A 12889-nucleotide genomic window follows, 5' to 3' on the forward strand; every position below is an offset into this window, starting at 1 on the left:
CTCGGCCTCACCCTGGCCTTCGAGCCCCGCTCGCCGGAGACCATGCGGCGCCCTCCGCGGCGGCCCCGCGCGCCCGTCCTCAGCCGCGACCTGGTGCGCCGCATCGTGCTGGTCTCCCTCATCCTCGTCGCCGGAGCCTTCGGCGTCTTCCACCACGCACTGGCGGGCGGCGCCCCGGTCGAGGAGGCGCGCACGGCGGCGGTCAACGTGTTCGTCGTCGTCGAGGCCGCCTACCTGATCAGCTGCCGCTCCCTGGAACGGCTGCGCCCGCAGGGGCCCAACCGGTGGGTGTGGGCGGGGATCACCGTCATGGCGGTGCTGCAGCTGCTGTTCACCTATACCCCGGTCATGAACGCCCTCTTCCACACGGCGCCCGTCGCCGGGAGCACCTGGGCGCTGGTGCTGGCCGTCGGCGCCGCCGCATACGTCGCCGTGGAGACCGACAAGGCACTCTGGCGCCGCTCGGACGCCCGCCGGATGTGGGGCCCGGACGGCGGGGAGTAGGCTCGGTCACGGCGCAGCCGATCGAGGGGGCGTGTCATGGCGGGCGGCGAGCGTGCGATCAGAGTCTTCCTGGTCGACGACCACGACATCGTCCGGCGCGGTGTCGGGGCGCTGATCGGGGGCGAGTCCGACATCGAGGTGGTGGGCGAGGCCGCGGACGCGGCCGGGGCGCTCGCACGGATCCCCGCGGTCGAGCCGGACGTGGCGCTGCTCGACGTGCGCCTGCCCGACGGCGACGGCGTCGGGGTCTGCCGCGAGCTGCGCTCCCGCCTGCCCGATCTGGCCTGCCTCATGCTGACCTCCTACGCCGACGACGACGCGCTCTACGACTCGGTGATGGCAGGCGCCGCCGGGTACGTGCTCAAACAGATCCACGGCAGCGACCTCGTCGGCGCCATCCGGACCGTGGCCGGGGGCGACTCCCTGCTCGACCACCGCAGCACCGCCCGGCTCCTGCGGCGCATCCGCGAGGAGGCCGAGCGCGAGGACCCCCTCGCCGTCCTGTCGGACCAGGAGCGCCGCGTCTTCGAGCTGATCGGCGAGGGCATGACCAACCGCCGGATCGGCGAGAGCATCTTCCTGTCCGAGAAGACCGTGAAGAACTACGTCTCCGGCATCCTGTCCGAGCTGGCCATGCAGCGCCGCACCCAGGCCGCCGTCTACGCCGCCCGCCTGAAGTCCCAAGAGCCCCGCCGCCGGCGTCCGGACTGACGCCCTGGGCGGTCGCAAAGTCCCGTCCATGACGAACCTTCGTCGCTGCCGCGGCCCCGGCCCGGCTCCGTAGCGTTGCTCCTGCACAGTCGAGGCCAGCGTTGGGGGCGGCGATGAACGAGCGGCCGGAAGCACCGGTGACGGCGGCGGTCGACGGGACCGAGGCGAGCCTGCGGGCCCTGGACTGGGCTGCCGACGAGGCGCGGCTGCGCGGGCGGCGCCTGCGCATCGTCTACGCCTTCGACTGGCCGCTGTACCACCGGGTGCCGGCGGGCATCCCGAACTTCTCCGTCGACGACCTGGCCCGCAGCATCGTCGAGGAGGCGCGGGTGCGGGCCGAGGAGCGTGTCCCGGGCCTGCGGACCGAGGCGGACTTCAAAGTGGGCGACGCCGCGCCCGTGCTGCTCACCGAGGCGGCCCGCGCCGAACTCGCCGTGATCGGCTCGCGCGGGCTGAGCAGGCTGGGCTCGCTGATGCTGGGATCGACCGGGGTGGAGCTGGCCGCCTCGGCCCGCTGCCCGGTCGTGGTGGTCCCCGACCGCGAGCCCGAGCCGCCGACCGGGCGCGTGGTCCTCGGTGTCGACGGCTCGCAGGCCGCGGCCGCCGCCGCGGAGTGGGCGTTCGCGGCGGGGGGCGCCCGGGGCGCGGCCCTGCGCGCGCTCACCGCCCACGGCTCCTTCTCCCACGGGCGCTTCGGCGGGTCGGAGACCCCGCTGCACCGCGGCTCCGAGGCCGCGGAGTTCGAGGCGGCCGCAGCGGAGGCGCGCCGCATGCTCTCCGAGTCGCTGGCGGGGCTGCGCGAGCGCTACCCGCAGGTGGAGGTGGAGGAGTCGGCGGTTCCGGGGCATCCGGCCCGGGTCCTGATCGACGCCTCGGAGAACGCCGACGTGCTCGTGGTGGGAAGCCGGGGGCTCGGAGGCTTCAAGGGAATGCTGCTGGGGTCGGTCAGCCAGTCGCTGCTGACCCACGGCACCGTCCCCACCGCCGTGGTGCGCGCCGACACCCGCTGAGCGGCGCGCACCCGGCGTCCTCTCGGTCAGTCCGCCACCGAGTCCTCCGTCCGCCGGTGGCGCACCACCGCGACCGGCACCTCGGCGTGGTGCAGGACGGTCTGGCCGACCGAGCCCAGGAGCAGGCCGGCGAAGCCGCCGCGCCCGCGCGATCCGACGACGATGAGGTCGGCGCCGACGCCCTCGGTGAGCAGGGCGTGTGCGGGGTGGTCCTCGACCGCCACCGCCCGGGCCGGAACGTCGGCGGTCGCCTCGGTGCGCGCCGCCTCCACCATCGTGAGCACGTGCTTGTACGCGCTCTCGGCGGCGAAGCGGTGCTCGACCACATAGGAGGCGTCCGCCAGACCGCGGGTGTCGATGGGCGCCGAGATGAGCCAGGCGTGCAGCGCGACCACCTCGGCGCCGGTCCGGGCGGCGTGGTCGAGGGCGAAGCGCAGCGCGACGTCGGAGTCCCGGGAGCCGTCCACGCCCACCACCACGCGGCCGTGCTCCGGCCGGCGGCCCGGCCGGTCCTCGTGCTCGTCGGCCGCCCCGGGGACCACCACGACCGGGCAGTGGGCGTGCGCGCCGACCCGGATGCTCACCGAACCCAGGAACACCGATCCCAGTCCGCCGAGGCCGCGCGAGCCGACCACCACCATCGCGGCCGTGCGCCCGGCGGCGATCAGTGCGTGCGCGGGGTCGGACGAGGAGAGCTGGGAGCGCACCACGAGTCCCGGGTGGGCCTCGGCCAGGCCGGACACGGCCGCCTGCACGAGGTGCGCGGCGCGCCCGGCGGTCTCCGCGGTCGGCGTCATCCGCACCGGATAGCCGAAGGGGACCGTGATCAGGGGCATGTTGAGGGCGTGCAGGACGAGGAGTTCGAGCCCGCGCACGGCGGCGGCGCGGGCCGCCCACTCCAGGGCGGCACGGCCCCCGGGCGAGCCGTCGACACCGACGACGATGCCGGTGGGCCCGGGCCGCTCGTGCTCCCCGGCGGGCTCGGTGCCGTGTCCCGTTCCGAAGCCTGTGCCTTCGTCCGTCGTGCTCATGGCGGGGTCCTTTCCTCCGACTGGGGCCGCGAGACCATTCTGGTCACCGGGGCCCCGGTACGGCACCGCCGCCGCTCCCGTCGGGTCGGGACCTTCGTCCCCCTCCGACGGGTCCCCGCCCTGCTCAGTCCTCCGCCGACCTCGGGTTGTACCCGGCCGCCCGTTCCTGGCCCGACAGAGCGGCGATCGCGTCCATCACCTCGTCGGTGACGACCCTGCGCGCCCTGCCGGTCTTCATGTGCCCGTAGCCGAAGGAGAAGTCCAGCGGCTCGCCGAAGCTCAGGCCGACCGGGGCGATCCTGGGCACCTTGGCGCCGATGGGCTGGACCCGGTCGGTGCCCTGCACGGCGACCGGGACCACCGGGGCGCCCGACGTCAGGGCCAGGTGTGCGACCCCGGTGCGCCCCCGGTACAGTCGCCCATCGGGCGAGCGCGTGCCCTCGGGGTAGATCGCGAAGGCGCCGCCGTCCTTGAGGACCGAAAGGCCGAGATCCAAGGCGTCGACGGCCTCCCGGCCTCCGCCGCGCCGAACGGGGACCGCTCCGAGGGCCGTGAACGCGGTGCGGGAGGCGCGCCCCTTGAGCCCGGGTGCGTCGAAGTACTCGGCCTTGGCGAGGAAACGGAGCGGACGCGGAACCGCGAGGGGGATCGCGACACTGTCGCAGAACGACAGATGGTTGGATGCCAGAAGGACCGGCCCGCTCGCGGGAATGTTCTCCAGGCCGCGCAGATCCGGACGGTAGAGCGCCCGGCCGATGGCAGAGCCGGCCCTGCGCAGTGCCGTGTGGATCATGTGGCCCCTCCCCGTGATGCGACCCGGACAGGGTAGCCACCGGCACCTCGCGGGCCGCCCCCGGCCCCGTCCCCACGCCTACCTGCACGACGACCGAAGCGAATGGGCATGCCTGACACCGATCCCCCCGACGAGACCAGGCTGGAGAACTGGCGGCGCCGCACCTTCGCGCCCTTGATGGCGGCCGCGGGCGTCTTCCTCGCCGCCTACGCCTGGCCGATCATCGACCCCGACCTGTCCGACTCCTGGGAGGCCGTGTGCGACACGGCGGTCTGGGCGGTGTGGGCGCTCTTCGCCGCCGACTTCCTGGCCCGCCTGTCCCTGGCGCCGCGCAAGGCCCCCTTCATCCGCCGCAACCTGTTCGACCTGGCGGTCATCCTGCTGCCGGTGCTGCGCCCGCTGCGGCTGGTGCAGGTGATCCTGGTGCTGGGCTTCATGAACAAGCGGGCGCAGATGGTGACCCTGCGCAGCAGCGTGGCCTGGTACGCGGGGGTCGGCGCGGCGCTGCTGATCTTCTGCGCCGCGCTGGCGGTGCTCGACGCCGAGCGCGGGGCGCCCGACGCCGTGATCACGACCTTCCCCGAGGCCCTGTGGTGGGCGGCGACCACGGTCACCACGGTCGGCTACGGGGACTTCTACCCGGTCACCCTGTGGGGGCGGACCATCGCGGTGGTGCTGTTCACCGCCGGCATCGCCCTGCTGGGCGTGGTCACCGGAACGCTGGCCTCCTGGTTCGTCGAGAAGATCGACACCGCCCAGGAGACCGCGACCGCGACCCAGGCCCAAGTGGACGCGCTGACCGAGGAGGTGCGCGCGCTCCGCGCCGAGCTGGCCGGGGGCCGGACACCGCCCCCGGCGGATCGGGGGGACTGACGGCCCCCTCGGCCCGGCCGGCCCCTCAGTCCGCCGGCCTCCAGTCGGCGTTGGCGCCGCAGACCACCAGGCAGGGGTGCTCGGCCGGCACCCGCCCGGCCAGCCAGGCCGCGAAGGGCACCGCCGCCGCCGGCTCGGCCGCGATGCGGAACTCCTCCCACAGCCGGTCCCGCGCCGCGACGATCTCCTCGTCGCTGACCAGGGCGGTCTCCACCGGGTGGGCGCGCAGGACCTCGAAGGGGACCTCGCCCAGCCGGGCCGCGCCCAGCGCCGAGGAGGCCACCGAGTCCACCGGCGTGTCGACCGGCTCCCCGGCGCGCACCGCCGCGTGCATGCTCTGGCACCCCTCAGGTTCCACCGCCACCACCGTGCGGGCCCCGGCGCCCAGGCGCACCCCCGCGGCCAGGCCCCCGCCGCCGACGGCGACGACCACCGCGTCGCAGCCCGGGGCGTCCTGGGCGACCTCCCGCCCGATGGTGCCCTGCCCGGCCACCACGTCCGGGTCGTCGTAGGCGTGCAGGTAGCGCAGGCCCTCGCGCTCGGCGTGGCGTACCGCCTCCCCGGCGGCCACCGCGTAGTGCTCGCCGACCCGCACGAGCCGGGCCCCCGAGGCCTCCAGGCGCCGGGCCTTGGCCTCGGGCACCGTCTCGGGGACGTAGACCACCGCCTCGATGCCGAGCAGCCGGGCGGCGGTGGCCACCCCCAGCCCGTGGTTGCCGCCCGAGGCGGTCACCACGCTGGCGGCCTTCGGCCCGGCCAGCAGTGCGTTGAGCGCCCCCCGCAGCTTGAAGGCGCCGGTCAGCTGGAGGTGCTCCAGCTTCAGGGTGACCGGGCGGCCGTCCACCCGCGCGGTCAGCACCGGGGTGCGGCGGGCGTGCGGCGCGATGCGCTCGGCCGCGGCGCGGACGTCGCCCGAGGTGGGCAGGTGGGCGGGGATCGCGGTGCTCGGTGTCATGGCCTCCACTCTGCCGCCGCGCGGCCTTAAGGTGAAGTTGTGTCTGCTTAACTTGATTAAGCGTTCCTTTAAGATCGCGCAGGTCCCGCACAAGCGGCGGCCCGGGGCGCCCTGCGTCGGTCGGCCGCCGGTCGGGGCGGGGCCTGCCTGGGGATTCTCCGATCCGGAGGTGGTGCGGTGCTCGACGCCAACCGGGTGCGCGTCCTGGTGGAGGTGGCCCACGCCGGCTCCATCAGCGCCGCCGCCGAGCGCATGTCCTTCACGGCGCCGGCCGTCTCCCAGCAGCTGTCCAAGCTCGAACGCGAACTGGGCTGCGCGCTGCTGGAGCGCGGGCGCAACGGGGTCCGCCTGACCGGGGCCGGCCGCGAGCTGCTCGCCTACGGCGAGCGGGTGATGGGCGACCTGCGCGACGCCGAGGCCGCGGTGCGCGCGGCGGCCGGCGAGGCGCCGCGCCGGCTCGCCCTCGGCGCCTTCGCCAGCGCCGGCAAGACGCTGGTGCCCAGCGCCCTGGCGGCCTTCCGGCGCGCCCGCCCCGAGGTGCGGCTGGCCCTGTCCGACGTGGAGCCGCCCGGCGGGTACGGCCTGGTCACCTCCGGCGACCTGGACCTGCTCATCACCCACCGCTACCCGGGGGTGCCGCTGCCGGCCGCCGCCGGGCTGCACCGCGAGCGGATCCTGGTCGACCCGCTGCTCCTCGTGCTGCCCGAGGGCCACCCGGCCGGCGGGCGCACCGACCCGCGCCTGGAGGACGTGGCCGAGGAGGAGTGGATCTGCGGGGCCCCGGGGATCTCGAACCGGATCGCCCTGGAGGCCGCCGCCCAGGAGGCGGGCCTGCGGCTGTCCGTGGCGCACGAGACGCGCGACTACGAGGTGACGCTGGCGCTCATCCGCGCGGGCGTGGGCGTGGGCCTGATCCCCCGCACGATCCTCGGCGCCGCCCCGAAGGAGGGCTGGGTGGCGCGCGCGCTGTCGGGGGCGTCCGGCGGTGCGCGCAGGCGCGCCCTGGCGCGCGAGATCTACGTCGTGCACCGGAGGCGCCCCTGGCGGCCGGTCCCCGAGATGGTGGAGGTGCTCAAGGGATCGGCCCGCCGCGCGCGCGAACGGGGGGCCGAGCGCTTCGGCTGAGGTGCTCAGGCACCGGCCGGGGTCAGGGGGTCTTCCACTGCACGTGCGGTGGGACGATGTCGTCCACGCGCCACTTCAGCGCGTCGTCCACGGAGACCACGCCTTCGACCGACCCGGCCCGGCGTACCAGGAGCTCGGCGTCGCTGCGCCGGTTCACCCGCCCGGTCAGCCGCACCCGGCCGTCGTCGACGGAGGCCGCCACCGCGCGGCCCGCGTCGGGTCCCAGGGTCTCGTCGAGCTCCCGGCGCACCTGGGCGGCGATGTCGCCGTCGGCCCGGTCGAAGACCCGCAGCAGGTCCCTGCGGGTGACCAGGCCCACCAGGCGCCCCCGGTCGTCGACGACGGGAAGGCGCTTGACGCCGTGCCGCTCCATGAGGCGGGCGGCCCGCACCACCGAGGTGTCGGGGGAGGCGGTGACCGGCGGCGCCGACATCAGCTCCCGGGCGGTGGAGGCGGCGGCCTTGTCGGAGGCGCGGTGCGCGTGGAGTCCCGCACCCTCCAGCCGGGCACGGAGCCGGGCGCGCAGCGGCGGCCAGTAGTCGTCGGAGGCGTCCTCGTCCTTGAACTCCTCCTTGTGCAGCAGATCCTCCTCGGACACCACTCCGACGGCGCGGCCCTCGGCGTCGACCACGGGCACCGCGCTGACGGCGTGGGCCACCAGGACGTCCACGACCTCCTTGTACCCGGCGTCCTCGCCGACGGAGACCACGTCGGTGGCCATGACGCGACTGACAGAGCTGGTCATCGGACCCTCCTCGGAATCGGGACCTGAAGGGGAGCGGTTCCGAGCCTGCCCCTCCGCCCGCCCCCGCCGTCAGTGCCGTCCGTGCCTTAGGGCAGAGGCGTTCGTCGCGGCGATGGCCGGATACGGACGAACCGCTGCCGCGTGGGGAGAAGCGGTGGCGCGCGGGGAACGGGCGCGGCTAGGTTCTCCGGCGTGAACATGACCCTCGGCGACGCCTTCGACCGGCGCAAGAAGCTCGCATCGGACCTGCAGACCTGGATCGACCGTCTGGGCCTGGCAGGTGCGGAGCGGCGTTCCTACCGGACCTCCGTCCTGGAGGGGGACGGCGCCTACCGGCCGGAGCCGGGCACTGAGAAGGCCACCGCGCGCCCCTACACCGTCCCCGAGTGCCGGGAGCGCATCGCCGCGATCCTCGCCGAGGACGAGGAGCTCGCGCTGCGCATCTCGCGCACCGGCCAGCGGGCGCGCGCGGAGGTCGAGGACCTCGACGGCCGGGTGCGCACCCTGACCGTCCCCGAGCTCCTCGTGCTCCAGGACGACGTCATCCCCAAGCTGGAGCGGGTCGCCCGGGCGGCCCCGCTGCGCGCCGACGACGTCGGCGTCTACGACAGCGGGGACGACTGGATCCGCTACCGCACGGTCACCACGGTCGAGCGCAAGCGCGAGTCCTTCGGCGACAAGGGGCTCAGGATCGAGGAGACCGAGGTCGACGGCTACGACGTCGCCGAGGTCACCGACTACGGGCTGCCGCGCCGGCGCCGGTGGGACGAGATCGACCGGATCGCCGAATTCGCCCATCGAGTGAAGCAGGCGATCAACCGGGCGAACAGGACCGACCTCGTCGACCTGGACTGAACCGGGCTGAAGCGGACTGATCCGCCCTGAGCGGCGGGCCCATAACCGCGGGGCCGGGGCACCGAAGTGCCGGTCGCACAGAGGTAGCCGGACAGGGAACCGCCCATGCCCCCGCCGCCCCGACGGGTTCCTGGGGCGGCTCACCTGACCGGGAGAGGGCCCTCACCCTCGGCCGTATTCGGCGCGGCCCCGCATGGCGGCGCCGAATGCGGTCAGCGCCCCGGGAGAGAGGAGGCGATGAACGATGACCGCATGGGCACTGGTCCTCGCACCGCTGATCTTCCTGGGCGCCCTGTTCGGCGTCTGGTGGCTCGTGCAGTGGACCGCCGGGCCGAGGCGGTACTTCCGCGCGGGCATCGCCGACCCCGAGCGCGGGCGCTTCCCCCGGCGGATCCGCGGGCGGCTCGCCCCGCAGACCGTGGAGGAGGGCCCGGACGCCGAGGGGTTCGACGCCCCGATCACCGAGCAGGCGTCCGCCGTCATCGAAGGGGAGCGCCACGGGCCCACGCCCCTGCGGGCGGGCATCGACAGCACCGCCCGCGGGCTCGTCGAGGAGGAGCGCGCCCGCAGGGCGCCCTCCCGCGGCGGCGGCCCGTCCGGGGGCAGGGGCGTCGCCCCCGCCGACGAACCCGCCTGGGGTACGGTCCGCCCCTTCAGCCGCAGGCCGGGCGACCCCCGGGGCTACCGGCCCTGAACCAGGGGGTGGCGCCGCAGGTGGTCCAGGACCGCCCGGGCCGCCTCGTCGGCCCGCTCCTCGAAGTAGGCGTGGCGGGCGCCCTCGACCAGGTGCACGCGTGCCCCGGGGATCCGGCCGGCGATCAGCGCCGCGTTGGCCGCCGGGGTGAAGGCGTCGTCGCTGCCGTGCAGCACGAGCGTGGGCGCCGTGATGCGCGCGAGGGCCTCCCAGGCGTCGTGCGCCCTGCTCGCCGCCAGGTGGGCGCGGCGCGCGTGCGGCGGCATGCCCGCGTCCCCGAGCACCCGGTAGGGGCCGGGGTGGCGCTCCGTCCACTCGGGCGTGAACATCAGGCCGATCAGGGTGCGCAGCGCGGCTTCGCGGTCGGGTGAGCCCAACGCGCGCGCGATGGCGGGGGAGGGGTTCACCGCGTTCACGCCGCCCGGCGAGGTGCAGCCCAGCACCAGCGCGCCCACCCGCCCGGGGTGGTCGGCCGCCAGCCACTGGGCCGCCTTGCCGCCCATCGACGTGCCGTACACGTGGGCGCGCTCCACGCCCAGGTCGTCCAGGACGGCGACGGCGTCGGCGGCGAACCTGCGGGTGGAGTACTCGGCCCCCTCCGGGGCCTCCGAGCCCCCGGTGCCCAGATGGTCCGGCGCCACGGTGCGAAACGCCGCGTTCAGGGCGGGGCGTACGCCGTCCCACCAGGTCCGGTCGTTGGCCTGGCCGGCGAGCAGGAGCAGCGGTTCGCCCGAGCCCTGCACGTCGTAGTGGATCTTGGAGTGGTCGGCGGCGGTCGCGTACGGCATCCGCGCATTCTACGCCTGCTTCGCAGGGCACCCGCGGCCGCCGCGGGACGGGTCACGTGTCGTCCTTGCTCCCCCTGGCGAGGTAGGTGGTGCCGATGGCGGCGATGACGAAGGCCACGGCGAGGACGATGACGATGATGATCGCCGCGGTGGGCCAGTCCATGGTGGTTCCCCTTTCGTTCACCTCCATCTAGGCCGATCACCCGGAGCGGGCGCCAGGTCCGGTCGGGGCGGCTCCGGGGGCCGTCCGGCCCCCGGAGCCGCCCCGACCGTCACTCGGGCGTGCGCACCGCCGCGATCTGCGACGCCTGCGCGACCAGGCGGTCCTTGGCGTCCCACACGCGGACCGACACGTCCATGCGGTCGCCGGAGACCTCCTCGGCCTGCATCGCCACCCGCACCGGCCCGGGGGCGGGCACGGCGCGGACGTAGGCGCTCATCTGCACGGTCGGGGCCCACCCGGCCAGCCCGAGGTCGTAGGAGACCGGCGGCACCATGTCGAGGGCGACCAGCAGCGACAGCGGGTCCCAGTCCGCGCCGCCGGCCAGCCGCTGCCACCCGGCGACCCGGCCGCGCAGGGAGGGGCGGCCGGCCAGGGCCTGCACGATCTGCGGGTCGATCCGCTGGTCGACCACCTCCATCAGCGGGACGCGGAACCCGGAGCCGGGCACGTCCGCGGGGGAGTGCGGGCACGCGTGCTCGGCGGGCAGCGGCTCCGGTTCGGTGCGCGACCAGAAGGGGGCCGGCTCGCCGAGGCGCCCGTTGGTGGCCAGCGCCTCCACGCACACGGCGCCGTCCTGCTCCAGGCGCACCCGCGTGCGGGTGGAGCCCTTGCCCGCGCGGAGGGTCTCGACCTGCACGCGCGCGGGGCCGGGGCGGGGCGGGAGCACGAATGAGGCCGCCATCGCGGTCGGGTCGGGGTGGCCGTCGGCCGAGGCGAGGCAGGCGGCGCGCCCCATGACCGCCATCAGGTAGCCGCCGTGCAGCTTGTCGCCGACCGCCCACTGCGGGTCGAGGACGGCGTCGAACACGCGGTGGGCGCCGTCGGCGGGCGCGCCGGGCGGTTCCGCGGTCGCGGTGAGCGCGGTGGCGGCGGCGAAGTCGGCCATGCGGGGTCTCCTCGGGGTGCGGGGACGGCTGGTGCCCCGAGTCTAATGATCAACTAGTTGAATAGGTCTCCGGGGGGGGAGGTCGACCGTGACCGGCGCCCCGGGCCGGTCGGGCACCCAGCCGGAGGCCAGTGCCGCCCGCACCGCGCGGGCCACCCCCGCCGGCGTCACCGCGGTCGGCTCCTCGCGCAGGACCAGGGCGCTCGGGTGCGGGAACGGCGTGCGCACCACGAGCACGGCCCCGCGGGGGTCCGCGGACTCCACCGCGAAGGAAAGGCGGTCCCCCATGCAGTCCTGGTAGTAGGTGGGCCGGTGCCGCACCCGCCAGCGGTAGGCGCGGCCGTCCACCGTGATCTCCCGCGAGCCCTTCCTCACCAGTGCCATGCCCCCTCCGTCTCCTCCGTCTGCTCTGTCCTCTCGGGCAGCTCCACCACCCGGCGCTCCAAGCGCGCGCGCTCGGCGGCGAACACCAGAAGGTGCGAGCGGAGGGCGTCCTCGCCGCCGGTCTCCACCAGCTCCGGGTCCCCGGCGGCCACCCCCGCGAAGAACGCCGAGAGCAGGCCCCCGTCGCCGCCGCCGTGCCCCGCCCCCGCGCTGTCCGCGGCCTCGGGCTTGAACGTCTCGGTCGTCCCGGCCAGGAAGTCGTCCACGGTCACCGACGCACCGTCGCAGTGCAGCTCGCCCCCGGTCCCGAACACCGTGGTGCGGCGGTGGCCCGCCCGGGAGAAGGCCGTCATGGTGAACGTCCCGGTCGCCCCGCCCTCGAACTCCAGCGCCACCACCTGCCGGTCCACCACGTCGTTGTCGCAGTGGTAGACGCACCTGCCGTAGGGGCCGGTGCGCAGGGCCTCGGCCACCGACTCGGCGGTCGGCTCGGGGGTGAGCACGTCCAGCGGCCAGCCGGTGGCCCCCTGCTCCAGGAACCGGCCGTAGATCCGCGGCGCGGAGTAGGCGCAGTCGGGCTCCACCGGGCACTCGGTGCAGCGCTCGGCGGCCCCCGGCGGCGCCTGCTCGGGGCGGAAGTGGAGCAGCGACCCGAACGAGGACACCGCGGTGGGCTCGCGCCCCACCACGTGGCGGATCCAGTCCAGGTCGTGGCAGGACTTGGCCAGCAGCATGGGCGCGGCCTCGTCGGTGCGCCGCCAGTTGCCGCGGACATAGGAGTGGGCCTGGTGCCAGAAGCCGACCGGCTCGACGTGGGCGATGCCGGTCACCGTGCCGATCCGCCCGGCGTCCAGCAGGGACCTCACCAGGCGGGTGTAGGGGGCGTGCCGCAGCACGTGGCCGACGCCCAGCAGCACCCCGGCGCGGCGGGCGGCCTCCACGATCGCCTCGCAGTCGGCGCGGGTCTGCGCCAGCGGCTTCTCCACCATCAGGTGGTGGCCCGAGGCGGCGAACGCCAGGGCGGGCTCCAGGTGGGCGTCGTCCAGCGTGCACACCAGGGCGGCGTCCGCGGTCCGGGGCAGGGCGGCGGCCTCGCGCCAGTCGGCGAACCGCGCCTCGGGGGGCACCCCGCAGGCGTCCGCCAGGCGGTCGCGGTAGGCCGGGCGCGGTTCGGCCACCGCCACCACCCGCGCGATGCGGGGGTGCTCCCGGATCCAGGCGGCGTAGGCGCTGCCGCGCGAACCGGCTCCCACGATCAGTACCCGTACCGGTGCCATGCGGGGGTTCCTCCTCACCCGTGGGCCCGCGGGGG

15 protein-coding genes are annotated in these 12889 nt (G+C 75.5%); 7 read left to right on the plus strand and 8 right to left on the minus strand.

What is annotated here, in order from left to right:
* The 3 genes from D450_RS29385 to D450_RS0103990 all read left to right on the plus strand — a co-directional run.
* Positions 1-504, plus strand: a 504-nt coding sequence (locus D450_RS29385) for a cation transporting ATPase C-terminal domain-containing protein (RefSeq protein ID WP_039820109.1), incomplete at its 5' end; no start/stop codon positions are given.
* A gap of 36 nt (positions 505-540) precedes the next feature.
* Positions 541-1215, plus strand: a complete 675-nt coding sequence (locus D450_RS0103985; protein WP_017537384.1) for a response regulator transcription factor — start codon at positions 541-543, stop codon at positions 1213-1215.
* Positions 1216-1328: 113 nt separating this feature from the next.
* Complete coding sequence (locus tag D450_RS0103990; protein ID WP_026128370.1) at positions 1329-2225, plus strand: universal stress protein; 897 nt, start codon at positions 1329-1331, stop codon at positions 2223-2225.
* Positions 2226-2251: 26 nt separating this feature from the next.
* On the opposite strand, the gene D450_RS0103995 is transcribed toward D450_RS0103990, so the two are convergent.
* Positions 2252-3256, minus strand: a complete 1005-nt coding sequence (locus D450_RS0103995; RefSeq protein WP_017537386.1) for a universal stress protein — start codon at positions 3254-3256, stop codon at positions 2252-2254.
* A gap of 124 nt (positions 3257-3380) precedes the next feature.
* Positions 3381-4049: a lysophospholipid acyltransferase family protein gene (locus tag D450_RS0104000; protein ID WP_017537387.1), complete on the minus strand. Its 669-nt coding sequence runs from the start codon at positions 4047-4049 to the stop codon at positions 3381-3383.
* A 108-nt stretch (positions 4050-4157) separates the two neighbouring features.
* Here D450_RS0104000 and D450_RS0104005 point away from each other — a divergent pair, with 108 nt between their 5' ends.
* On the plus strand, positions 4158-4922 hold the full coding sequence (locus D450_RS0104005) for a potassium channel family protein (RefSeq protein WP_239647215.1): 765 nt from the start codon (positions 4158-4160) through the stop codon (positions 4920-4922).
* A 25-nt stretch (positions 4923-4947) separates the two neighbouring features.
* Here the strand turns inward: D450_RS0104005 and D450_RS0104010 are convergent, their stop codons facing one another.
* The gene (locus tag D450_RS0104010; protein ID WP_017537389.1) at positions 4948-5877 is read right to left on the minus strand and encodes a threonine/serine dehydratase; all 930 of its coding nucleotides are present in this window, start codon (positions 5875-5877) and stop codon (positions 4948-4950) included.
* 177 nt (positions 5878-6054) lie between these two features.
* Between D450_RS0104010 and D450_RS0104015 the strand changes: the two genes are divergently transcribed.
* The gene (locus D450_RS0104015) at positions 6055-7002 is read left to right on the plus strand and encodes a LysR family transcriptional regulator (RefSeq protein WP_017537390.1); all 948 of its coding nucleotides are present in this window, start codon (positions 6055-6057) and stop codon (positions 7000-7002) included.
* A 22-nt stretch (positions 7003-7024) separates the two neighbouring features.
* Here the strand turns inward: D450_RS0104015 and D450_RS0104020 are convergent, their stop codons facing one another.
* Positions 7025-7747 (minus strand): CBS domain-containing protein, encoded by a 723-nt coding sequence (locus tag D450_RS0104020; protein WP_026128371.1) that lies wholly within the window; start codon positions 7745-7747, stop codon positions 7025-7027.
* 198 nt (positions 7748-7945) lie between these two features.
* On the opposite strand from D450_RS0104020, the gene D450_RS0104025 reads away from it, so the two are divergent.
* Positions 7946-8602 carry a hypothetical protein gene (locus D450_RS0104025; protein WP_241483052.1) on the plus strand — a complete coding sequence of 219 codons (657 nt, stop codon included), beginning with the start codon at positions 7946-7948 and terminating at the stop codon, positions 8600-8602.
* A 244-nt stretch (positions 8603-8846) separates the two neighbouring features.
* Positions 8847-9296, plus strand: a complete 450-nt coding sequence (locus tag D450_RS0104030; RefSeq protein ID WP_017537393.1) for a hypothetical protein — start codon at positions 8847-8849, stop codon at positions 9294-9296.
* Here the strand turns inward: D450_RS0104030 and D450_RS0104035 are convergent.
* From D450_RS0104035 to D450_RS0104055, 4 genes are all read right to left on the minus strand, one after another.
* On the minus strand, positions 9284-10084 hold the full coding sequence (locus D450_RS0104035; protein ID WP_017537394.1) for an alpha/beta fold hydrolase: 801 nt from the start codon (positions 10082-10084) through the stop codon (positions 9284-9286). The two genes, D450_RS0104030 and D450_RS0104035, sit on opposite strands and share 13 nt — an antisense overlap.
* A gap of 272 nt (positions 10085-10356) precedes the next feature.
* On the minus strand, positions 10357-11193 hold the full coding sequence (locus D450_RS0104045) for a thioesterase family protein (protein ID WP_017537396.1): 837 nt from the start codon (positions 11191-11193) through the stop codon (positions 10357-10359).
* A 42-nt stretch (positions 11194-11235) separates the two neighbouring features.
* On the minus strand, positions 11236-11577 hold the full coding sequence (locus D450_RS0104050) for a hypothetical protein (protein WP_017537397.1): 342 nt from the start codon (positions 11575-11577) through the stop codon (positions 11236-11238).
* Positions 11565-12854: a Gfo/Idh/MocA family protein gene (locus D450_RS0104055; protein ID WP_017537398.1), complete on the minus strand. Its 1290-nt coding sequence runs from the start codon at positions 12852-12854 to the stop codon at positions 11565-11567. The genes D450_RS0104050 and D450_RS0104055 overlap by 13 nt, the downstream gene beginning before the upstream one ends.
* Between the last annotated feature and the right edge of the window lie 35 nt (positions 12855-12889).

This window comes from Nocardiopsis halophila DSM 44494 (assembly GCF_000341245.1).
Classification (GTDB): Bacteria; Actinomycetota; Actinomycetes; order Streptosporangiales; family Streptosporangiaceae; genus Nocardiopsis_A; species Nocardiopsis_A halophila.